We start from the raw sequence: 23,480 nt of genomic DNA, 5'->3' as shown, positions 1-23,480 counted from the left end.
AAATGACAATTCCAGAACAAATTATTGCTAAAATCGAAGCCTACCAAACAATTATTATTCATCGCCATGTCAATCCCGATCCAGATGCGATTGGCTCCCAAGTTGGTTTAGCTGAAGTGCTTCGCAACAGCTATCCAGACAAGACCATTTACCAAGTCGGTAGCGATACTGGGAACTTGGCATGGCTAGCGAACGTTCAAGAAATTGACCCCGCTACTTATCAAGACGCATTAGTGATCGTCACTGATACGGCTAACGCACCTCGAATCAGCGGTGAGACGTTCAACTTAGGGGCTGCGTTAATTAAAATTGATCACCATCCTAATGATGATCCATATGGTGACTTAAACTGGGTATTACCGGATGCCTCAAGTACCTCAGAAATCATCATCGACATCGTTAATAACAGTGACGGTCGCTTGCAATTCAACCAAGCGGCAGCCCGGGTTTTATATGCCGGAATTGTTGGGGACACAGGCCGGTTCATGTTTAATTCAACGAGCCCGCACACCATGGCATGTGCTGCACAAATGATGACGTTTGATATTCATCATGATAAGCTCAATCAGAAGATGAACGAAATCACATTGGAACAAGCTAAATTACAAGGCTACTTATTCGATCAGCTCCAAGTCAATGCTCAACAAGTTGCCTACTTGGTTGTCGATCGTGCAACACAGGCACGTTTACATGTTGATCCCCAACAAGTACACTCGATTGTTGGGACGCCCGGTCGTTTGAAAGGGGTGCTGACGTGGGTCATCTTCGTGCAACAAGCAGATGATACGTACCGCGTCCATTTCCGCTCAAAAGGTCCCATCATTAACGAATTAGCGAAACACCATGATGGCGGGGGACACCCCCTCGCCAGTGGCGCCAAAGCAGCTGATCAAGCAGAAATCGATGTGATTATTGCTGAATTATCAACACTTGCTGCTCAGTACACGGAATAGATACAAATCCAGATTTATCGGATGCACACAATAGAAAGCAGGTCTTTATGGATAATCAATTTACACAATTTAACCTAAAACCCGAAATCATCGCGGCTTTAGACGATATGCACTTTACAAAACCCACGGCGGTTCAACGGCGTGTGATTCCAGCCATCAACGCTGGTAAAAGTGTTATCGGTCAATCACAAACAGGGAGCGGGAAAACCCACGCGTTCTTGTTACCCCTTTTAAACAAACTGGTCCCTGAAAAAGATGAAGTCCAAATCGTCATCACAGCCCCAAGTCGGGAATTGGCTTATCAAATCTATACGGCAGCTGAATTAATCACCCAACACATGCCTGGTGATATTCGGATTGGTCGCTATGTTGGTGGGACTGATAAGCAACGGCAAATTGAAAAACTCGAACAACATCAACCCCAGATTGTGATTGGGACCCCGGGACGCATTTTAGATTTAATTAAGAGCAAAGCGCTTAAGATTTATACAGCGCAGTTCTTGGTCATTGATGAAGCAGATATGACACTTGACATGGGCTTTTTGAAGCCAGTGGATGATATTGCGAGTCGTTTACCAGAAGATTTACAGATGATGGTCTTTTCGGCAACGATTCCTGATAAGTTACAACCCTTTTTACAAAAATACATGCATAATCCCGTGATTGAAGAGGTTAAAAACGAAACCGTGATTAGCCCAACAATCGACAATTGGTTAGTGCCAACAAAGGGAAAAGCCCTTAACCAAACAATTTATTCATTATTAACGATGGGGCATCCTTTTATGGTATTGGTTTTCGCTAATACGAAGAGTAAGGTTGATGACATCCACCATTACTTACAATCACAAGGCTTGAAAGTCGCTAAGATTCACGGCGATATTCCACCACGCCAACGAAAACGTATCATGAAAGAAATCCATAATCTAGATTATCAATACGTTGTGGCAACTGATTTAGCAGCCCGGGGGATTGATATTGAAGGGATTAGTATGGTGATTAATGCCGAAATCCCGCGTGAAGATTTGGAATTCTTCATTCACCGGGTCGGGCGGACTGGTCGGAATGGGCTTAAAGGAACGGCAATTACGCTTTATGGCCCGGATGATGAGCAAGCCGTTGCCCAAATTGAAGCAATGGGCATCAAGTTCACACCGAAGACATTTAAAGATGGCGAATTGGTCACATCCTATGACCGTAACCGTCGTAAAAAACGGGTGGCAACAACGCATAAATTAGATGTCGGCATGAAAGGAATGGTCAAAAAGGCCAAACTGAAACGCAAACCAGGTTACAAGAAAAAGATTAAAGCTGCCATTAAACAAGATGCGCAAAAGAAACGACGGATTGAACAACGACTTGAATTACGCGAAAAGAAACGTCAAAATAAAAAGCAAAATAGCTAGTTAATTCATAATTGAGGTGGCTGTGATGCATGAAAATGACTTGCAATTACTGAACTGGTTATCGTTATCCGAAGAAGCACGACGCGCTAATTTTGGACAGGTGTTGCGCTATTTTGTTAGCCCACTGATACCGATTGAAGCGATTCAAAGCGAGACCGCGACAATTGGTACGCAAGTCTTCCAAACTTATAGTGCCCGTTTAGCCGGACAGAAGTTTATTTTTATTCCCGGTCAAGCTAATGTGCAACTTGGATGGCAAGCCGGCGCAGCCTATTTAGCCCCGAGTGAATGGTTTGCCCAAGCTAAACGTTCATTGCCGGCTGATCAAGGCTTAGTTTGGACCACGCAAGCGGATGTTGATCGATATGTTGACCAGATGACATCCGAATATCGTTCGGTTAATATGGCACCGATGTTAGTGGCGCAAACGCCAATTCCAAGTGAATGGTTACTCCAAGGCACGTATGAAACGATAACGGGCCGGTTTAAGGGGAACCAATTAGCCGGGCGTCAGTTTTTGGCGGAAATCCAGAACACTTTGTTTCAGGCGCGGCGAAAGCAACGTTCAATTACAATCTTGGTAAGTGCGCACCTGATTTTACAAGTAGGTGGGCGACCAGATTGTTACCAAGTATTTGAAAAAACAAATGGTGATGAAAGCAAACTGCGGCAGATATTACGCCGGCGCGGATTTGATCTGGTTAGCGTTGACCAGTATGAATGGCTCAAAGGTGCAGGATGTAAGACGTTATGGCTAAGTGGCAATCACTTACCACGACCCGCGCAACATCAGCAGATGCCATTTGGCTTACAAGCAACAGCACCTGACGCGTATGAAATGACACAAGATCCACTCGTTTATAAAGGCGGATCTTGTGTGACGGGCGGACGGTATAGCTTGGAGCAATGGTTACCTGAAGCACCGGCTTATGAATCAGGGATGCAAACAGCGGCATTGGGCAATACAACGCTGCAGTGTTACTATCGTCCCGCGATTACCGTTACCTTGGATTAGTTGACAATTCAGTGAATCTTTTTTATACTTTGGAAGTGCTGGGATATACCCAACGAACTAGCGGACACAGGAATGCCTTTCTAGACTGAGAGAAGGCGCCGTTATTGGTTGACGTGCTCCCCAGTACCACAAACAATTCAATAAAACTCATAAAGAGGTTAACGACTAACATCGTTGCAATCAAGGTGGTACCGCGCTTTTGCGTCCTTGAAATTGCAGCGGTGTTTTATTTTTTGGAGGAGCAAACACGATGAAAAAATTAACTAGCGCCCAAGTGCGCCAAATGTTCTTAGATTTCTTTAAAGAAAAGGGGCATGATGTTGAACCAAGTGCTTCCCTTATTCCAGATGATGATCCCACATTATTATGGATTAATTCAGGGGTTGCAACCTTAAAGAAGTATTTTGACGGGCGCGTTGTGCCGAATAATCCACGGATTACCAATGCACAAAAGAGTATTCGGACAAACGATATCGAAAATGTTGGCAAGACAGCTCGCCACCATACGTTCTTCGAAATGCTTGGTAACTTTTCTGTTGGTGACTACTTTAAAGAAGATGCGATTCCATGGGCTTGGGAATTCTTAACGAGCGACAAGTGGCTTGGTTTCGACCCTGAAAAATTATACGTGACGGTCTATCCTAAGGATCAGGATGCGCACCGTATCTGGCGTGAAAAAGTCGGTTTACCAGAAGACCACATTGTGGCAGTCGAAGATAATTTCTGGGATATCGGTGAAGGTCCCTGTGGCCCCGATTCAGAAATCTTTTACGACCGCGGTCAGCGTTTTAACAATGTCAGTGAAGATGATCCTGAAAATTACCCTGGCGGCGAAAACGAACGGTACCTTGAAATCTGGAACATTGTGTTCTCAGAATTTAACCATTTACCAAATGGTGAGTATGTTGAGCAACCGCACAAGAACATTGATACGGGGATGGGCCTTGAACGGCTTGTCTCAGTGATTCAAGAAGCCCCAACGAACTTTGAGACTGATTTATTCATGCCACTTATCGATGCAACGGCTAAGATGAGTGACCATAAACAATACGGTCAAAATGCGGCTGATGATATTTCATTCAAGATTATTGCTGATCATGCGCGAGCGGTTACGTTTGCAATTGGTGATGGCGCAATGCCGGCCAATGAAGGCCGTGGCTATGTGCTGCGCCGTTTAATTCGCCGGGCCATCCTCAATGGTAAGAAATTAGGCATCAATGATGCTTTCATGTATAAGTTAGTACCAATTGTTGGTGAAATTATGCAAAGTTACTACCCAGATGTTTTAGCACAAAAGGCATTCATCGAAAAAGTAATCCGTTCGGAAGAAGATCGTTTCCGAGAAACTTTGAATGACGGGTTACGCTTGTTGAATCAAACGATTGACAGTGTCAAAGCTGCTGGGCAAAGTGAAATTTCTGGGACAGATGCCTTCAAGTTATTCGACACGTACGGTTTCCCAATCGAATTGACAACTGAATACGCTGAAGATGAAGGGTTAACGGTTGATCAAGCAGGTTTCGAAAGTGAAATGGCGCAACAAAAAGCCCGTGCCCGCAATGCCCGCAGTGATGAACAATCAATGGGGATGCAAAACGAACTTTTAATGGATATTAAGGTCGAAAGTACCTTTACCGGTTACACGGCGCTTGAAACTGAAAGTAGGCTAAGTGTCATCTTACAAGATAACGCTGAACAACAGATGATTAAAGGAGGGACTGCTCAATTAATCTTCGAACAAACGCCATTCTATGCGGAAATGGGGGGCCAAGTTGCCGATCAAGGGATTATCAAGAACTTAGCTGGGCAAGTGGTTGCTAAAGTGACTGACGTGCAATACGCCCCAAACGGGCAACCATTACACACAGTTGAAGTACGCAAAGAAATGATTAATGGTGTCCATTACGTGTTAGCTGTTGACCCAATTTTCAGAGGCGGTGTTACCAAGAACCACACCGCGACGCACTTATTGGATCAAGCCTTACGGGATGTTTTAGGTGAACACACGCATCAAGCTGGTTCACTAGTTGAACCTGACTATTTACGGTTTGATTTTACGAACCTTGGCCAAGTAACACCTGATCAATTAGCTACGGTAGAAAAAATTGTAAACGAAAAAATTTGGGCAGCCTTACCAGTTAAGACGGTTGAAACCGATATTGAAACGGCTAAACAAATGGGGGCAATTGCACTCTTTACCGAAAAATACGGTCAGACAGTCCGGGTTGTTCAAATTGGTGATTACTCAATGGAACTTTGTGGAGGGACGCATGCTGCCAACACCGCTGATCTTGGTTTGTTTAAGATTACAAGTGAATCAGGAATTGGTGCTGGGACCCGTCGGATTGAAGCCGTGACTTCAAAGGCGGCCTTCGAGTATTTGAATGACAAACAAGCTTTGTTAAATGAATTAGCAAGTGAATTGAAAGTTGCTCAAACCAAGGATTTACCAAAGAAGATTCAACAACTACAATCTGATTTAAAAGCAGAACAAAAAGAAAATGAACAACTCAAAGCACAGTTTGCTCAACAACAAGCTGGCAATGTTTTCGAAAATGTCGAAACAGTTGGCCAATGGCGTTTAGTGGCTGCCGATGCGAAAGTGGCCGGTATGAACGAATTACGGCAACTAGCGGATCAATGGCAACAAAAACAAATCTCAGACGTCTTAGTTCTGGCAACAGTTGCGGGTGACAAGGTCAATTTGATTGTCGCGGTGGCACCGGATGCGATTAAAGCCGGTATTAAAGCCGGTGATTTGATTAAACAAATCGCACCACTCGTTGGTGGCGGTGGTGGTGGCCGTCCAGATATGGCTCAAGCCGGTGGGAAGAACCCCGCTGGGATGGCAGCTGCTTTGGCAGCAGCTAAGACAGCTTTAGCGAATGCTTAATGGATAACGGGATTGGCGTCAATTTTTAATTGATTGCCATCCCGTTATTTTTTTGGCCTTTTTATTAATCAATTTGGCAAAATATGTTATAGTTATCTTCCATCCGTATTCTGCTAAGCGAGGAGAGTTGTACTTTGTCCTATTTTCGAGTAGAATATGGTTGTATAAGTAGCGAAAAGTTGAGGTGTTGAGAGATGAATCTAGATAAAACAGTCCATTTTGATTTTGGTAAAAATAGTCCTAAGAATGTTCATGAAACATTAACGACGGTTTATCAGACATTAGAAGAAAAGGGCTACAACCCAATTAATCAGATTGTAGGTTATCTGTTGTCCGGTGATCCAGCATACATCCCGCGCTATAATGATGCTCGTAATTTAATTCGCAAGCATGAACGTGATGAAATTATCGAGGAATTAGTTAAAAATTATTTGGATAAGGAAACGATTAAATAATGCGCTTAATGGGATTTGATGTTGGATCAAAAACGGTTGGCATTGCGATTAGTGATTTATTGGGCTGGACAGCCCAAGGAGTTGAGATTATTCGCATCAATGAAGATGAATCAGAATTTGGGTTAGACCGCGTGAAAGAATTGGTTGCAGAACATCAAGTGACCGGTTTTGTTTTGGGACTCCCCAAGAATATGAACAATTCAATTGGGCCACGGGCGCTTAAAGCGCAAGAATATGGGGCAATGCTGAATGAACTTTTCCCAGAGATTCCGGTTGATTACATCGATGAACGCCTAACAACGGTTCAGGCTGAACGCATGTTAGTGGAACAAGCAGATACGTCACGGAAGAAACGCAAGCAAGTGATTGATAAACTCGCTGCAGTGATGATTTTGCAGAACTACTTGGACGCGCATGGTCGCTTAACACAAGGCTAATAAAAAAACAATTAAGGAGTTTTGATGAATGACTGAAGATAACAAGAACATCCACCAAGATGAAGAACAACAAATTACACTAATTGACGATCAAGGTAACGAAGAATTATACCAAGTACTCTTTACATTTGATTCTGAAGATTACGGTAAATCATATGTGTTATTGTACCCAACCAGTGCTGAAGAAGATGAAGAAGTAGATATTCAGGCTTTCTCATTCACGTCTGACGATGCTGGTAATGCTAGCGAAGGTGATTTATTCCCAATTGAAGACGATGAAGAATGGGAAATGGTAGAAGAAGTCTTGAACACATTTTTGGCAGACGACAATATGAACTAGATATGTGTCAGCGAACAGAAGGTTTTACTTAGTGGCCATCTGGTTTGCCGTTAACTTTAAAAAAGGGTTACCGCCGCAATTAATAATTGCGACGGTAACCCTTTTTATACGTGGTGGCCCTGTAAGGTGTTGAGACGCTTTTTTAAGTAGCTGCTAAGGCTTGGCGGTAACTCGCTTTAAATAAACGCTATAATAATTTCTGTGCTTTCTCTGTGTTAATGAAATGTAACTTAGCAAATTCGCCAAGGTAAGCCATTCCGCCTTTTGCGAGTAAATCTGCAGCGATTTGGTTGACTGCTTGATGGTTACCAAGTGGGATGTGGCGGCCAGCTTTTTTAGATAATTCAAGCATTGATTGGTTGGCTTGATGACGGGCTAGGATTGAAGCAGCAGCCACGGCTAGATGAAATTGTTCTGCTTTGGTTGAGAAGTAAACGTTATCGCGTAAAACGACGGGCTCATTCTTTAAATAGTTGTAGTAAACACCGCGAGGTTCGAATTGATCAATTAGAATACCAGCGGGTTTTTCAGGTTGGATTTTTTGTAAGACTTTGAGAAGCGCAAAATTATGGCTGATGGCCTTCATTTTTTCGATGTTCATTGTCGCGTGTACTTCATTGTATTTAGCCGGCATAATGTTGACGATGTGATAGGGGAGTTTGGCCATCATTTTAATCGCCATCTGGTCGATTTGTGCGTCGCTTAGCGTTTTGGAATCCGCAACACCTAGGCTATTGACGAATGCCAGATGCTCTTGGCTGACGTACACAGCCGCGATGGTTAGCGGACCGAAGTAGCTCCCGTTACCGACTTCATCTGAACCTAAAACGGACCATTTGGCAAAATCAGTTGGCAAAACATCACCTTTGGGCGCTTTTGGTTTAGCGCGATTGGTCGCTTTTGCTTTGCTAGGAGCAGCAAGGCCCCATTTAGCAGCTTCTTGTTCGGCATTGGCGCCTTGGAATAATACTTTGCCGGAACGATAACCGGTAATACTCAGACCATTGGCTTGATGCGCAAAAACGGCTCCTGGTGGCAATTGACGGTTAGTCGGATAATTTTTTTGAATGGTGGTTAATTGTGAGGGTGTCACTTTGATGACTGCTTGCATACACTTAGCTCCTTAATGAGTGGCAAATGAAGAGATTCGGAGTAAAATTGCCACTTTCCCTTATTTCATGATAAAATAGTTCAGTTGAACTAGCAAATAAAATTAAAGTGCGACATCCAGCGCATGTTTCAAATATATTCAAAAATTATAAACCAGACATCTACGCCATAAACGCGTATCTAAGGGGAACTCATGCTAAGTCTAATTATTATCTTAATGTTGTTATATGCTATTTACACGGGAGTTAGACGGGGCTTTATCATGCAAGCCGTCTACACGATTGGTTACTTCATCGTCTTTTGGATTGCTCAAGCGATGAGCCGATCATTAGGTCCTAAGCTAAGTTTACTGGTGCCATATCCATCGGCAACTGAAAACAGCTATTTTGCATTTTTCCAAAAGAGTATTGGCTTATCACTCGATGATGCGTTTTATATTGGTGTCGCCTTTATACTTGTGATGTTTATTGGCGGCTTGCTAGTCCGGTTAATCGGATTATTGTTGAATTCATTGACCTATATGCCAGGCTTGAAGCAATTTAATAAGGCGGCAGGGGGACTTTTAAGTTTTTTAGTCGTTTATGTAGGCATCTTTTTACTCCTATACGTGGTGGCCTTAGTGCCAGTCGACGGCTTACAGAAGACATTGGAAAACTCGACCGTTGCGCGCGTCATTGTCTTACACACACCAGTTCTCACATCACAGGTGACAAACTGGTGGGTTGCTGGCTAAAGTGAATAGTGCAGTTGGGGTTGACGGAAGTCGCCCCTTTTTTAGAAGGAGTTAACTTAAATGAATCATAAAATATTACAAACACTGGAATACGATAAAATTAAACAAATGCTCCAAAGCCATGCCATCACGGCGTTTGGTCAAGAGCAAATCATGCAACTAACGCCATCTAGCGATGCGGTATTGATTCAAGAACGTTTGGATCAGACCAAAGATGGGGTCGATATTGAACGGCTAAAGGGTGGCATTCCTTTGCCACAATTAGATAATATTCGTCCGCACCTAAAACGAATCGAAATCGGGGCCACTTTAAATGGTGCCGAACTCGCACAACTCGGGCGGGTTTTACGTGCTACTTCTGCGACGGTTCGTTTCTTTGATGACTTAGAAAAAGATGAACTAACTTTAAAAGCCTTACCAGAGTTAGTCGCACAATTGGTAACTTTACCGCAACTAACTGAAAAAATTAGAAGTTCGGTCGCTGACGATGGGGCCGTTTTAGACACGGCTTCCACCAAGTTACGTGGCTTACGAACTGGGTTAAAACAATTAGAAGGCCAAATCAGATCACGGATGGCGAACTATACACATGGGGCTAAAGCCAAATATTTAAGTGATCCGATCGTCACGATTCGCAATGATCGTTATGTGATTCCCGTTAAACAAGAATACCGTGGTCAATTCGGTGGTGTTGTGCATGATCAAAGTGCTAGTGGCCAAACGCTATTTATGGAACCACAGGCCATCATGGAATTGAATAACCGCTTGCGTCAACTACAAATTGAAGAACAACAGGAAGTCGAACGGATTTTGGCTGAGTTATCTGCAGCGATTGTGCCAGAACGCCACAATATTTTAGCGAATGCTGAATTGCTGGGCCAACTTGATTTCGTCAACGCTAAGGCCCAACTTGCCAAAACATTGAAGGCAACTGAACCTTTAATTAATTTAGAGAACCATGTCGAACTTAAACAAGCACGCCACCCATTAATTGACGCGGAAAAAGTCGTTGCCAACGATATCGCGATTGGTGCGGATTACCAAGCCATTGTGGTGACTGGCCCGAATACTGGTGGGAAAACCATTACGTTGAAAACATTGGGGTTAGTCCAATTAATGGCCCAATCCGGATTATTCATTACCGCGCGTGAAGAGAGTCAAGTCGGTGTGTTCTCAGATATTTTTGCCGATATTGGCGATGAACAATCGATTGAACAAAACTTGAGTACGTTCTCAGCCCATATGGAAAATATCATTCAGATTCTCCAACATATTGATAATCGGAGTTTAGTCTTGCTTGATGAACTAGGGGCAGGAACTGATCCACAAGAAGGCGCGGCTTTAGCGATTGCGATCTTGGATCAAATTGGGATTGTTGGGGCTGATGTGGTTGCTTCAACCCATTATCCTGAATTAAAAATTTACGGTTATAACCGTCCCCAAACGATTAATGCCAGCATGGAATTCGATGTTGCTACCCTGCAACCAACGTACCGCTTATTGATTGGGGTTCCTGGTCGCAGTAACGCGTTTGATATTTCAACTCGTCTAGGCCTACCAAGCGCGATTGTGCAACAAGCCAAACAATTGATGGACGATGAAAGCCAAGATTTAAACAATATGATTACTGATCTTGAAAATCAACGCAAGGCAGCTGAAACGGAATACCATGCTTTACGTCATGAATTGACAGAAGCCACTGAATTACATCAACAGTTATCAACTGCTTATCAACAATTCCTCGAGGACCGTGAAACCGAAATGACGAAAGCTAAAGAAAAAGCGAATGCAATCGTCGAAAAGGCTGAGGTCAAAGCAGATAAAGTGATTGCTAAGTTGCGGGACATGCAGATGAATCAAGGGACCCAGATTAAGGAAAATCAATTAATTGATGCGAAGTCTGAATTAGGTCAACTGCATCAAGAAACAACCTTGAAGAAAAACAAAGTGCTTCAACGGGCCAAACGCCGTCAAGCCCTTAAAGAAGGCGATGATGTGCTGGTTACTTCATATGGTCAGCGGGGGACATTAGTGCGCCAAATCGATGCCAAGAATTGGGAAGTTCAAATGGGCATTATCAAAATGAAGATTGCTAGTGAAGACCTCGAAAAACAAAAAGTTGTTGAAGATAATCGGCCACAACGGCATGTGACAACTGTTAAAAGCGGTGGTGCCCGCCACGTTAAAGCGCAACTCGATTTACGCGGTAAACGGTACGAAGAAGCAATGGCCGAAGTTGATCAATACGTCGATGCGGCCTTGTTGGCGAACTACCAACAAGTGACAATTGTCCACGGAAAAGGGACCGGCGCAATCCGCCAAGGGGTTCAAGATTACCTAAAAAACAATCGCCAAGTAAAGAAATACGAATACGCCCCAGCAAATGCAGGCGGCAATGGTGCGACGATAGTAACATTCAAATAGAGTGCGATGGCAGGCGTTTATAGTTTGAGCATTAACTGGGTTTGACGAATTGGCGATGCAATCGCCGATTTGGCAAATTTGGTTAAGCACAGAAATATGCCTGCCAGAGCACGTTTTAGAACAGAGTGCGTTTAAAACGGTTTGACTCTGAGCATTAACACAGTGTTGTGAATGACCGCCGAAGTCGATCGTTTGCAATACGAAGTTAAGCACAAGAATCAGCTTTAAAAAGCACGTTTTCATCGCCAAACTAAACCCCCCCCAATTTTCGTCAGGCTTGCCTGGTTAGAATTGGGGGGGTTATTTTTGTTAAATTAAAAGGCGGTAAAATCGGCCGCCTGTAACGAATAATGAGCGAGTTAAGTTGTTATTTAGCCACGATAGGCGTATCATAATAGATAATATATTTTACGCAATTAAATGGAGGATTAATAGTGATGGTTCAAGTATTAACAGATAAAAATTATGAAGAAGAAACAAAGAGTGGTGTTGTTTTGACAGACTTCTGGGCAACTTGGTGTGGCCCTTGTCGCATGCAATCACCGGTTATCGAATCATTGGCAGAAACAAACGACAAAGTTAAATTTAGTAAAATGGATGTGGATGCTAATCCAAAAACGCCTGCGAATTTCGGAATCATGGCGATTCCAACGTTAGTGGTAAAAAAAGATGGTCAAGTTGTTGAAAAAATTACCGGGTTCCATAATAAAGAACAACTAGAAACAATTTTGGCACAATACACCGACTAATTATGAAAACACCGACTATAATTAGTGGGTGTTTTTTATGTGACAGTGTGTGACAAAAATGTTAGTGGTTGTTTAATAAACATTGTGGTAACTTTAATGATGAACAAAATAATGAAAATCAAAACGAGGGAAAAAGAGATGGTGAAAAATGGGTCAAAAAATAATTAATTTTTGGAATAAACCGGCCGTCAATTTCATTGGCAAAACCATAATTTATTTTGTTATTCTATTAATTTTACTTTATTTATATGATTATAGTGGTATTGGTAGTCCTAAATTTATCTACAATGAATTCTAATGAAGGAGCGGCGTTAAAATGAAAAAGAATATCATTCAACAAATTGATGCAATTGCAATTGATCAACCACAAACTGTGGCTTATCAATTAGGGACGACGCAACACACTTACGCCGACCTAAAGGCTGCTTCAGACCGCATTGCGCATTTCATTCAAAGTCAAGCCTTACCAGCTAAGGCTCCCGTGATTGTCTTCGGTGGTCAAAACTTCGAAATGGTGGCAACTTTTCTCGGGGCTGTTAAAGCCGGTCATGCTTATATTCCGGTTGAACAACATTCAGATCCGGCGCGGATCAAACAGATTGAAGCAGTCGCCACCCCGGCTGCTGTCCTATCATGGGCCGGCGAAACAGCAATCGATGTTAATATGCCCGTGTTTGCAAAAGCACAATTAACAGAGGTGATTGCAAATGGGGCAACCGATTATGATGCTAGCCAAAGTGTGCAAGGGAATGAGAATTTCTACATCATCTTCACGTCTGGGACCACTGGGTTACCCAAAGGCGTTCAAATTAGTGAAAGTAATTTGCAAAGCTTTGTTGATTGGGCCAACCCAGCCTTCAATGTTGCCGACAACAGCCGTGTTTTAATCCAAGCACCATACTCATTCGATTTATCAGTTATGGATTTATTCCCCGGGTTATGTTCAGGGGCAACTCTCGTCGTTTTAGAAAAGGCTGTGACGGACAATTTTAAGACGCTCTTTCAAGTTCTGCCAACGCTTAAGGTGAACGAGTGGGTTTCAACACCATCGTTTGCTGAAATTTGCTTATTGTCACCAACCTTTGATAGTGAACATTTCCCAGAATTGAAACAATTTGTTTTCTGTGGGGAAGAGTTAACGCATCAAACAGCGACGAAGTTAAGCGAACGGTTTGGTGATGCACAAATCTTCAATACTTATGGACCGACTGAAGCAACGGTTGCGATGACGAGCATCGAAATTACGGCCGCACTCTTAGCAACTTATGATCGGCTCCCAATCGGGTACACGAAACCTGATACGCAAACCGTCGTCGTGGACGAACAAAATAACCCAGTCACACCCGGTCAACCTGGTGAACTTTTAATCAGTGGTCCAAGTGTTTCAAAAGGTTACTTGAACAATCCCGAAAAGACAGCCGCCGCCTTCTTCGAAAAAGATGGCCGTCGCTTCTATCATTCAGGTGATTTGGTCACTCAAAATGAAGATGGCTTACTCTTTTATAAAGGACGGACTGACTTCCAAGTTAAGATGCACGGTTATCGCATTGAACTAGAGGAAATCGACCATCACTTAAGCCAATTAACAGCAGTTCATCAAGCATGCACCGTACCGCGTTACAATAAAGCCCATCAAGTTACGCAATTGATTGCCTACGTTGTGCCAGCTGATGGCCAAGAAGCGGGGAATGAGTTAACGAAGACGTTAAAAGCAGAACTTGCTGAAAATACAATGGACTACATGATTCCGCAACGATTTGTCTATCAAGAAAAATTACCATTATCCGTCAATGGGAAGATTGATCGCAAAGCATTGATTAAAGAGGTTAATGGCAATGCCTAATTTACAACCATATGCGAATCCGAATTATTTTCTTATTCTAGGTGTGGCGTTAATGCCGTTAGTGATTGGTCTACTTAACGGCAAACGTTGGCACATTTATGAGACACTTGTCTCACTGCTCTTTTTGATCCTGATCTTTGACGGGGATAAGGTTCACCAGGGAATCGCCTTAATTGGTTACGTCCTGTTTGAAGGCGCGCTGATTTGGGGCTATACCGTTTATCGGCAAAAGCACAATCATACGTGGTTATTCGATCTGGCCGTCATCCTAGCGATTATGCCGCTAGTGATTGTCAAGTTCGTGCCATTTTTAAACCCGGGTAGCAATTCAATTCTCGGGTTCTTGGGGATTAGTTATCTGACCTTTAAGTCAGTCGGGATGATTATGGAAACCCGGGATGGCAGTATTAAAAAGTTTGAACCATGGTTATTTTTACAATTCATGCTATTTTTCCCGACGATTTCATCAGGGCCAATTGATCGTTATCGGCGTTTCAAAAAAGATTATCTAAAAGTTCCTGATCGTGACCATTATCTCGACTTACTGGGCAAAGCCGTTCACAACTTTATGTTGGGGTTTGTGTATAAATTTATGCTTGGGTACTTGTTCGGGACCGTGTTACTGCCTAAAGTTGCGCATCTAGCAATGGCAAGTCGCGGCGGCTTCCTTGATATCTCATGGGGGCTTGTCGGGTATATGTATGTCTATAGTATGTATTTGTTTTTCGATTTTGCTGGGTACAGTTTATTCGCTGTTGCGACGAGTTATGTGATGGGAGTTGAAACCCCAATTAACTTTAACAAACCATTCGCATCACCCAATATTAAAGAATTCTGGAATAGATGGCATATGACATTATCATTCTGGTTTAGAGATTACATTTACATGCGCTTAGTGTTCTTCTTGATGAAGCATAAGATTACCAAGAATAAGGTCCTTATTGCGAACCTCGGTTACTTAACGCTGTTCTTATTGATGGGCTTTTGGCATGGGTTAACATGGTACTACATTGTTTACGGCTTGTTCCATGCCATCTGGATCATCCTGACCGATGTTTGGTTACGGTTCAAGAAGAAACACAAGGCTCATATTATTAGCAACCGGTGGACGAACTACCTAGCCATTTTTGCAACGTTTAACACCGTTTGTCTCAGTTTTCTAATTTTCTCAGGCTTTTTGGACCGCTTATGGTTCCACTAGGACCTACACATTAAAGGAGCGATTAAATCATGGACGTAGAAAAGACAGTAGTAGAAATTTTAGCAGATTTAACAGGGAACGATGATATTAAAGACGATATGGATATGGAATTATTCGAATCAGGAACATTAGATTCGATGGCAACCGTGCAAATGTTGCTTGAATTACAAGGTCAATTAGATATCGAAGTGCCTGTTTCAGAATTCGATCGTCAAGCATGGTCAACGCCTAACAAAATTATTGCGCGCGTAAAGGAATTGCAATAAAATGTTTAAACGTTTATGGCAAATTTTCGGCCCGGTTTTAGTGGCTGGTCTCTGCTTAATCGCCTTATTACTATCACCTCTTCAATTAGGCCGACCTAGCGAAAAGACGTTGTCGACAGCGGCGACGTCTTTATCAGCCAATGTCCTCAAAGGGGAAGCCATCAAAGATGTTGCATTTAACGCTAACTACATTCCGATGATTGGCTCATCCGAACTATCGCGAATGGACGCGTTACATCCATCTGTTATGGCAAATAAGTATAATTGGCAAAATAAGCCATTTTTACTAGGGGCACCAGGGACGCAGTCGTTGACGCACTTTTTATCACTTCAAGCGACTGGTAATCATTTGAATGGTAAAAAGGCCGTCGTCGTTATTTCGCCACAATGGTTTGTACCACAAGGGGTAAAACCTGAGATGTTTGATTTCTTTTATTCACCACTACAAACCACTTATTTCTTAATTCACGCGAAGGATTCTGAAAGTACGCGGTATGCAGCCAAGCGAATTCTAGAACTTACAAGTGATACAACCAACGGGATAATGCGGGATGCATTGAAAAATAAGGCGTTAGGCATACCTTTAACAAAGACGCAAAAAGTATACATTAATAATGTGAAACGCCCAACATTACAACATCAAGATCAACTCTTTAGTCAATTATTCATTCGTGGTCGTGAACAAGAATTACGCAAAGGCTTGAAGGTGTTACCAAGACGGCCTGATAACATGCGATTGGATCAAGTTGCAACGGAACTAGGGCAAAAAGCAACGAGTGATAATCCGTTTGGAATTCAAAATAGTTTTTACGAAAAGCGGGTTAAACCCAATGTTGATAAATTGAAGGGTGAACAAAGTCACTTTAATTATGAAAGTTCGCCTGAATTTGCCGATTTTCAATTGATGTTAGACTACTTTGCAGAACATAAAGTGGCCGTTCAATTCATCATTCCACCAGTTAATGCTCGGTGGGCTGCTTATACTGGGCTCTCACAAGCCATGTTGAACCGTTTTGATAAGAAGATTCAATATCAATTGAAAACGCAAGGCTTCAACAATATTGTTGATATGACTAACGATGGTGGCGAACAATTCTTCATGCAAGATACAATTCATCTTGGCTGGCGTGGTTGGTTGAAAGTGGACCAACGACTCCAACCATTCATGAAGACGAAAAAAGCAAAAGCCGTGCACTATCACACGACCAACGACTTCTTAAGTCGCGACTGGCAAAACGTCAGTGGCGATAATATCGATGAATTTGATTAGCGTGCGACTGGAACCAAGTAGGGCTTAAGAAACAGGTTAAATCAGCTAGGTATTCAAAAAGGGGCGGAACAAAATTAATTTTGTTCCGCCCCTTTTTTGTTTGTTAAAAGATGTTCGCTCAGGCGACGCGCATCAATCGGCGATCCTCGATTGATAGCATCCTTTTATTTACGCTTACGATGCATTTCACGCCGGCTTGGTAAGTCAGCCACCCGCGTTCTTGTGTAGTGTGGGATTTCTTCGGGCATTGGGGTAGCTTTAGGTGCAACCGTTTCTGGGACATTCGAAGTTTCTTGGGTGGATTTTGGCGTGGGGACAAGTTCTTCTTCCAGGGGCTCAACTGACGTCGTCTGTGTGACCACGGTTTGGATAGTTGGTTCCGGGTTTGCGGTTGCTTGTGGTGCGGGAGTCGTTAAATGAATTGGAGCTCCTGCTTCGTCTTCAATCGGGGCTTTGGAATCCGTTTGGACAAAAATCGTTACGGTTTTTTTATTTTCAATGGTTGCCTTGGCTTCAGTAACAATTTGTAATTGTTGTTCGAGAATTTGGGCAATGAAGCCGGCTTCTAATTGGAAATCAGGGGTATCGAAATCCGCGATCCGTGAAATGACAATTGGACCAGTCAATTCGAAGAAGTATTGGTCTTTTTTCTGTTTCTTAAGGCTCAGGTGACCGAAATTGATTTGTTCGAAAAAGGCGTAAAGGTCTTCAAAAGAATTGAGCGGGAATTGTAAAGCGAGTTGCTTACCGGCCCAATAGCTGATGGCATCATTTTCGGCCCCCAGAATTGATGGTAATAAGATGTCGCGTAAGGTTGCTTGTGTCAGGTATGATGCAGTTTGGGGATTTTGGGCGAGTTGTTCGTAGCGTGATTGAGTCACAATGGTACTCCTTTATAGATCGTTTTTTATAAGTACTCTTATTATACCGCGAAAACTCTTTATTTTTTATAAAAATTAACGCTAACTGTGAATTGCTAGACGGGGCCGTTGTTTTAGTTGAATTTTGGACCGAAAAAAGAGAAAATAGAGATTACGAGTGTATCCTGAAATGAAAAGAGAAATCTAATATGCAAAAACAACCCATTGGTTTTATGGATTCAGGTGTTGGGGGCCTAACCCTCTTAAAAGAGGCGCTCAAACGCCTCCCAAACGAAGATATGGTCTTTATTGGGGATCAAGCGCGCCTACCATATGGTGAAAAGCCAGCGGAAACCGTGCGCAAATTTGCGTGGCAGATGACCAATTTTCTACGGCGACAAAATATTAAAGCGTTGGTTGTCGCCTGCAATACCGCAACGGCTGCGGCCTTACCCGATTTGCAAGCTCAATTGACGATGCCTGTTATCGGGGTGATTGTACCTGGGAGCCAAACAGCATTGGCGACGACCCGTAACCGGCATATTGGGGTGATTGCCACGACCGGAACGATTAATAGTGGGGCATACGCCTATCAACTAAAGGCCCTCAAACCAGCGATCCACGTCACAAGTTTGGCTGCTGCCACTTTTGTCCCAATGATTGAAGCGAATCAATTGAGTGGACAAACTGTGCAAAACACGGTTGACGAAACCCTCGCACCATTGAAAGGGACCGGCATTGATACGCTGATTCTCGGCTGTACTCACTTTCCATTGTTAACCGCGGCGATTCAAAAGACAATGGGACCGGCAGTCACATTGGTTGACCCCGCCCAGGCGGCGGTTGATAGTTTAGTGCAGGCGCTACAAGAGCGTCATCAGTTGGTGACCGATACAACAGCGGGCCAACTGCACACCTATACGACCGGCTCCGTTACGAATTTCGAAGCAATCGCGCGTCAATGGTTAGCAATCCCAACCCTTGAAGCCCAACATGTTATCATTGAGGAGGAAAAAAATGATGGTCCGAATGAATAATCGTGCTGCTAATGATTTACGGCCAGTGCAAGTCACTTGGCGCTTTTTAAAACAACAACCCGCTTCTGTCTTATGGCAACGCGGTGATACCAAAGTGCTCGCCGCTGTCCAACCAACAGAGGGGGCCTTGCAAATTACCGGCAATGGTGTAACAGCATATCAATTAGAATGGTTGCAAACGACGTTGCAGCCCTTTTTGGTAACTGAAGCACTCACCATCAGCGTGATTTGTCTTGAAGATGGCGGGGGCTTACTAGCAGAGCTTTTTAACGCTGTTTATTGCGCATTAACCTTATTACCAAAAGACAAACGGCCTACACAAGTAGCTGCAGCCGTCACAGCAGCAATGGTCACTGGTACGTCACTCGTTGACCCAGACGCCACTGAAAGTGACCAAGCAACTAGCTTAGTCACAATGGTGGCCACGCCAGAGGAACAAATTATCGCCCTTGAACTGGGCGGACAACAATCAGTCAACAGTAGTGAATTTAACGAACTCATATTGCGTGCGAGCCAAGGCGTGACCCGAACGAATGAGCAACGGCAAGCCAGCTTCGAACGTGCCGTTCGCCCGAATATCCAAGTCACCGATACCGATGAACAAACGATTGTGATTGCTACGAAGAATCCAGGCAAGGCGCGCGAATTCGAATCCGTCTTCGCAGCGGAGGGGATCCAGATCAAGACATTATTGGATTACCCAGAATTACCAACCATTGATGAGACCGGGGCGACATTTGAAGAAAATGCCCGCTTAAAGGCTGACCAAATCGCAGCCATCTTACATTTACCGGTCTTAGCAGATGATTCTGGGCTAATGGTTGATGAATTAGGTGGTCGCCCAGGGATTTATTCTGCGCGTTTTTCCGGAGATCATAACGATGCTGGCAATAATGCGAAGTTACTCTACGAATTAACCGGGGTGCCTGCGGAAAAGCGGACCGCAACCTTCCATACAACATTGGTCTTCGCTAAACCAGACCGACCAGATGAAGATCTCGTCGTTCAAGGCAACGTGAAAGGCCAGATTCTAGGAATTCCACGTGGCGATAACGGTTTTGGCTACGACCCGCTTTTTTACGTTCCAGAACTAGATGCAACGATGGCACAACTCACGGTGGAACAGAAAAATAAAATTAGCCACCGCGCAAAAGCAATTGAGAACCTAAAAGATCAATGGAAAGAATGGCTCAAAGATTAGCGTACGCAAACAGCCGGTGATTTGCCTGCGGAAGTTGGTTTTAAAATCACAATTCACCGGTCATTGAGAATCGCAAAAAAACAACGCCTCTTGGCGCGGAAAGGACTGTTTAGTATTGCGTTTTGTTATTGTGAGTGATAGTCATGGTGATCGCGATATTCTTGTGCAGTTAGTGGCACATTATCAAGCTGAACCAGTTACCATGCTCCATTGTGGGGATTCGGAATTAGCAACCGATGATTCCTTGTTTGAGCACATGATTGTTGTACAAGGGAATATGGATTTCAATGGACAATTCCCAGCACAGGTGGTGATACCAGGCACCAATGAACGAATTTTCTTAACCCACGGGCACTTGTATGGGGTCAATAATGATTTAATGCGTCTTTTATTAGCTGCCCAAGAAAAGCAGGCCAAGCTGGCATTTTACGGTCACACCCACCAATTGGCTTGTGAAATGCATGAAGGGGTCTTGCTTCTAAACCCAGGCAGTATTGCCCAACCACGTGGGCAATTCCGTGATTTAAAAGGGACGTATGCCGTAGTAGATGTCACTTCTGACCAGTATCAAGTTCAATACTACAATCGTCAGTTCGAACCTGTCTCGCCGTTACATTTCACCTTTAAACGGGCCTAATTCTAAAGACTATCCAAAGTTTAGTCGCTATGGATGGTCTTATATGGTTGCTCTTTGGTACAATCTAAAAGTAGCATTAGTTGATTGGAGGCCAAGTGATGATTTCAGATGCATTTTCGAACTTATTATTAGAAAATAAAGAACACTTCTTAATCCCGGGTGAGGTTGTTGCGAGTGTTCAAGAAAGCAACTCCTTGGAACATGCGTTTATCCTACTAACAACGGTGAAATATTCCAGTATTCCGGTTTTAGATAACCATTCAAAGTTCAAAGGGATGTTGACGATGCCGTTAATAACTGAGACAATGCTGGGATTAGATAATCTCAGTTTTGAAAATCTGCGGAAACTAACCGTTAAAGATGTCATGCAAACCGATGTCGTGACGATTAAAGATCCATATGATATTGAAGAAACACTCCATCTTTTAGTGGACCATCCTTACCTCCCTGTGATTTCCGATGAAGGGGAATTTACAGGGATTGTCACTCGGCGCGAAATGATGAAAAGTTTCAACCGAGTTGCGCACAATATCGAAAAAGAATACCAAATCAAGCCGCTAATCGATGAAATGGTCAAAAATAATGATTAAAAATCAAAAAGCGATTAATTGATGAGAAAGGGGCGAACTAAATTTGTGAACGCCAACCAAAATGATTAAGCGATACTAATTTTTAGCGGATGAAATAATTTTTATTATGAACTGCGTGCTAATTTCTGGAACATTGCTTATGTTTTATCGAAATAGATTGTTGCGATTGTTCCTAAAATAATCATGGCGATGATTAATACGATTGAACCTAGTAGTGCTGTAGTGGTTGTTAAAGCTGGCCATGCTGGTGCGACACCGGTTTGGGCGAGGATCCAGATGGCGGCAACGACAACGCCGAGCACACCGGCGTAAACATATTCGACGAAGTGTGCTAATAGATAATGCATTAATTTGGCAACGAGCACGGTTCCGATGACGGCTCCGATGATGAATGGCAAGAGGAGCGCAACACTTTTGAACGCTTCGGTTGCTTGTGATAAGCGTCCGGTGACGAGGTAGACCATTAAGTCGAGCAATTGGCTGACAGCGTGATAAACGGTCCCATATTGTTTCACAATCATTAGCATGATGGAACCGGAGACCCCCGGGATAAGCATGAGTGACACTGAGAAGAAGCCGGCAAATAGTAACGTGCCAAAGTCTTGGAGGGTAGTGAGTTGTTTGATCGCGATATCGGATTCGCTTTGGTGGCCACCCATCTGGGTTAACAGAAGCATGATGGTCCCACAAATGATGGCGATTAATACTTTTTGCCAGTTGACTCCGGCGAGTCTCCGCCAGATAAATGGCAGACTACCGACGACAAGTCCAATAAAGAAACTATAGGCTGCTAGTGGATAAGCAGTGCATAACCAGAGAATGATTTTGGTAGAGAGCAAGACGCCAGCGCCGGCGCCAATTCCGATTGGACATAAAAAGCCAATTGCTTGGCGCCAATCTTTTTTGAATTGCGTAATAGCCGCCAGAAGTGGTTCATAAAGACCAACAATAACGGCGAAAATACTGCCGGATAGACCAGGTATTACGAGTGCAACGCCGATTAGGGCGCCTTTGAGTGCGTCAATAAGTGGCATAAGCGGTTCTCCTTTTTATATGAGGGGCCTTTTTTAGTTGGTGGGGATTGTAACGGGGGTAGAAGGTAGTGGGACACCAGCTTTATTTAAAGCTTGCAAGTAAGCCTGCAAGAAAGTACGGTTAGTGGCAGCTTGTTCGCCGTTAGTGGTGTGCATGACAATCTGGTAGGCAAGGACGCCATCTGCGAGGGTTGTTACCCCGAGAATAGTAGGACCGTCTTGTATTTCAGGATGCTTGGGGACCAATTGCACGTTGACCTCGTTGACAGTCGTTGCCAAAAGTTGTAAGTCGGTGTCTGGTAGGATGCGAATGTTGATCAGAACACGCATATCATTACGCGATAAGTTGCTGACAATCGAGATATTACGGTTCGGAATGAAATTTAAGGTACCGTCGTAACTTTGAACTTGTGTGGTTCGTAAGCCAATCGCATTGACGGTCCCTTCTACCGTCCCGATTTTAACTGTATCACCGACATCGAATTGTTGTTCTGCAAGGATGAAAAAACCGGTAACGATGTCGTTGACGAAGCCTTGGGCGCCTAATCCGACGGCTAAACTGAAGATTCCAGCCCCGGCGATCAATGTGCCAACGGGAACGCCGAGAACGCTGAGGAGTGCATAAAGATAAAAGAAAATCACAAGGTATGAAAAAGCATTAACCATCAAAGTATAGATGGTATTCATCCGGTTGCTCGAGAAACCATCAGTTTGCCGGTATTTCCTGAAACTACGCTTGATGATATATTTGCCTAAGCGGTTGATGAGGTAGAATAAAGCGGAGAATAGGATAATTTGAAATAACCCAGAAATGAGGGTGCTAAGTAATTGATCCCAGTCAATTGAAGTGATGTAGCGCATAAAAATATTGGTCTGTTTCTGAACAGATTCGACCGGAGTTGGGGCGGCCGCTAATAAACGTGTGAACATGCATGAAACTCCTTTTTGTAGCATGTCTTTAGTTTAGCAAATGTCAGGAAAAATGGCACCTAATATAGTGAAGATAATTGAAGGTTCAGGAAAATAATG

At 43.4% G+C, this 23,480-nt stretch carries 23 protein-coding genes; 19 read left to right on the top strand and 4 right to left on the bottom strand.

Features of this window, described 5'->3' with window-relative positions:
* Positions 1-2: 2 nt before the first annotated feature.
* The 7 genes from J7Q78_RS03020 to J7Q78_RS02990 all read left to right on the top strand — a co-directional run bounded on the left by J7Q78_RS03020 (position 3) and on the right by J7Q78_RS02990 (position 7,496).
* A complete protein-coding gene (locus tag J7Q78_RS03020) occupies positions 3-953 on the top strand; it encodes a DHH family phosphoesterase (RefSeq protein ID WP_154243249.1) in 951 nt (316 codons plus the stop codon).
* Between the two features lie 47 nt (positions 954-1,000).
* On the top strand, positions 1,001-2,356 hold the full coding sequence (locus tag J7Q78_RS03015) for a DEAD/DEAH box helicase (RefSeq protein ID WP_154243250.1): 1,356 nt from the start codon (positions 1,001-1,003) through the stop codon (positions 2,354-2,356).
* Between the two features lie 25 nt (positions 2,357-2,381).
* Positions 2,382-3,371: a hypothetical protein gene (locus J7Q78_RS03010; RefSeq protein ID WP_235688039.1), complete on the top strand. Its 990-nt coding sequence runs from the start codon at positions 2,382-2,384 to the stop codon at positions 3,369-3,371.
* 250 nt (positions 3,372-3,621) lie between these two features.
* Positions 3,622-6,264, top strand: coding sequence for an alanine--tRNA ligase (alaS, locus tag J7Q78_RS03005; protein WP_208422835.1), 2,643 nt, complete (start codon positions 3,622-3,624; stop codon positions 6,262-6,264).
* 194 nt (positions 6,265-6,458) lie between these two features.
* Positions 6,459-6,719: an IreB family regulatory phosphoprotein gene (locus J7Q78_RS03000; RefSeq protein WP_154243253.1), complete on the top strand. Its 261-nt coding sequence runs from the start codon at positions 6,459-6,461 to the stop codon at positions 6,717-6,719.
* Entirely contained in the window at positions 6,719-7,156 is a 438-nt protein-coding gene (ruvX, locus tag J7Q78_RS02995; RefSeq protein ID WP_154243254.1) for a Holliday junction resolvase RuvX, read from the top strand. Before J7Q78_RS03000 ends, ruvX begins: the two co-directional genes overlap by 1 nt.
* A 28-nt stretch (positions 7,157-7,184) precedes the next feature.
* Positions 7,185-7,496 (top strand): DUF1292 domain-containing protein, encoded by a 312-nt coding sequence (locus J7Q78_RS02990; RefSeq protein WP_154243255.1) that lies wholly within the window; start codon positions 7,185-7,187, stop codon positions 7,494-7,496.
* Between the two features lie 187 nt (positions 7,497-7,683).
* Here J7Q78_RS02990 and rnhC read toward each other — a convergent pair whose 3' ends face one another.
* Entirely contained in the window at positions 7,684-8,607 is a 924-nt protein-coding gene (gene rnhC, locus J7Q78_RS02985; protein ID WP_208422834.1) for a ribonuclease HIII, read from the bottom strand.
* 192 nt (positions 8,608-8,799) lie between these two features.
* On the opposite strand from rnhC, the gene J7Q78_RS02980 reads away from it, so the two are divergent.
* The 8 genes from J7Q78_RS02980 to dltD all read left to right on the top strand — a co-directional run bounded on the left by J7Q78_RS02980 (position 8,800) and on the right by dltD (position 17,092).
* Complete coding sequence (locus J7Q78_RS02980; RefSeq protein ID WP_154243257.1) at positions 8,800-9,339, top strand: CvpA family protein; 540 nt, start codon at positions 8,800-8,802, stop codon at positions 9,337-9,339.
* A 60-nt stretch (positions 9,340-9,399) separates the two neighbouring features.
* A complete protein-coding gene (locus J7Q78_RS02975) occupies positions 9,400-11,763 on the top strand; it encodes an endonuclease MutS2 (protein ID WP_208422833.1) in 2,364 nt (787 codons plus the stop codon).
* 437 nt (positions 11,764-12,200) lie between these two features.
* The gene (gene trxA, locus J7Q78_RS02970) at positions 12,201-12,512 is read left to right on the top strand and encodes a thioredoxin (RefSeq protein ID WP_154243259.1); all 312 of its coding nucleotides are present in this window, start codon (positions 12,201-12,203) and stop codon (positions 12,510-12,512) included.
* A 148-nt stretch (positions 12,513-12,660) separates the two neighbouring features.
* Positions 12,661-12,810, top strand: a complete 150-nt coding sequence (locus J7Q78_RS02965) for a teichoic acid D-Ala incorporation-associated protein DltX (RefSeq protein WP_154243260.1) — start codon at positions 12,661-12,663, stop codon at positions 12,808-12,810.
* An 18-nt stretch (positions 12,811-12,828) separates the two neighbouring features.
* The gene (dltA, locus tag J7Q78_RS02960) at positions 12,829-14,355 is read left to right on the top strand and encodes a D-alanine--poly(phosphoribitol) ligase subunit DltA (RefSeq protein WP_208422832.1); all 1,527 of its coding nucleotides are present in this window, start codon (positions 12,829-12,831) and stop codon (positions 14,353-14,355) included.
* On the top strand, positions 14,348-15,556 hold the full coding sequence (gene dltB / locus J7Q78_RS02955; protein WP_208422831.1) for a D-alanyl-lipoteichoic acid biosynthesis protein DltB: 1,209 nt from the start codon (positions 14,348-14,350) through the stop codon (positions 15,554-15,556). The genes dltA and dltB overlap by 8 nt, the downstream gene beginning before the upstream one ends.
* A gap of 29 nt (positions 15,557-15,585) precedes the next feature.
* A complete protein-coding gene (gene dltC / locus J7Q78_RS02950; RefSeq protein ID WP_154243263.1) occupies positions 15,586-15,822 on the top strand; it encodes a D-alanine--poly(phosphoribitol) ligase subunit DltC in 237 nt (78 codons plus the stop codon).
* Position 15,823: 1 nt separating this feature from the next.
* Positions 15,824-17,092 (top strand): D-alanyl-lipoteichoic acid biosynthesis protein DltD, encoded by a 1,269-nt coding sequence (gene dltD / locus J7Q78_RS02945; RefSeq protein ID WP_208422830.1) that lies wholly within the window; start codon positions 15,824-15,826, stop codon positions 17,090-17,092.
* Positions 17,093-17,256: 164 nt separating this feature from the next.
* Here the strand turns inward: dltD and J7Q78_RS02940 are convergent, their stop codons facing one another.
* Positions 17,257-17,973: a YslB family protein gene (locus J7Q78_RS02940; RefSeq protein ID WP_235688038.1), complete on the bottom strand. Its 717-nt coding sequence runs from the start codon at positions 17,971-17,973 to the stop codon at positions 17,257-17,259.
* Between the two features lie 188 nt (positions 17,974-18,161).
* Between J7Q78_RS02940 and murI the strand changes: the two genes are divergently transcribed.
* The 4 genes from murI to cbpB all read left to right on the top strand — a co-directional run bounded on the left by murI (position 18,162) and on the right by cbpB (position 21,417).
* A complete protein-coding gene (gene murI / locus J7Q78_RS02935) occupies positions 18,162-18,989 on the top strand; it encodes a glutamate racemase (protein WP_208422829.1) in 828 nt (275 codons plus the stop codon).
* Complete coding sequence (locus tag J7Q78_RS02930; RefSeq protein ID WP_208422862.1) at positions 18,973-20,190, top strand: XTP/dITP diphosphatase; 1,218 nt, start codon at positions 18,973-18,975, stop codon at positions 20,188-20,190. Before murI ends, J7Q78_RS02930 begins: the two co-directional genes overlap by 17 nt.
* A gap of 115 nt (positions 20,191-20,305) precedes the next feature.
* A complete protein-coding gene (locus J7Q78_RS02925) occupies positions 20,306-20,827 on the top strand; it encodes a metallophosphoesterase family protein (RefSeq protein ID WP_154243267.1) in 522 nt (173 codons plus the stop codon).
* Positions 20,828-20,925: 98 nt separating this feature from the next.
* On the top strand, positions 20,926-21,417 hold the full coding sequence (gene cbpB / locus J7Q78_RS02920; protein ID WP_208422828.1) for a cyclic-di-AMP-binding protein CbpB: 492 nt from the start codon (positions 20,926-20,928) through the stop codon (positions 21,415-21,417).
* Between the two features lie 137 nt (positions 21,418-21,554).
* On the opposite strand, the gene J7Q78_RS02915 is transcribed toward cbpB, so the two are convergent.
* Positions 21,555-22,451, bottom strand: coding sequence for a DUF368 domain-containing protein (locus J7Q78_RS02915; RefSeq protein WP_208422827.1), 897 nt, complete (start codon positions 22,449-22,451; stop codon positions 21,555-21,557).
* A 33-nt stretch (positions 22,452-22,484) separates the two neighbouring features.
* The gene (locus tag J7Q78_RS02910) at positions 22,485-23,381 is read right to left on the bottom strand and encodes a mechanosensitive ion channel family protein (protein ID WP_208422826.1); all 897 of its coding nucleotides are present in this window, start codon (positions 23,379-23,381) and stop codon (positions 22,485-22,487) included.
* Positions 23,382-23,480: the final 99 nt, after the last annotated feature.

This window comes from Latilactobacillus fragifolii (genome assembly GCF_905332535.1).
In the GTDB taxonomy this organism is placed as follows: domain Bacteria; phylum Bacillota; class Bacilli; order Lactobacillales; family Lactobacillaceae; genus Latilactobacillus; species Latilactobacillus fragifolii.
This window is presented reverse-complemented; position numbering and strand designations above follow the sequence as displayed.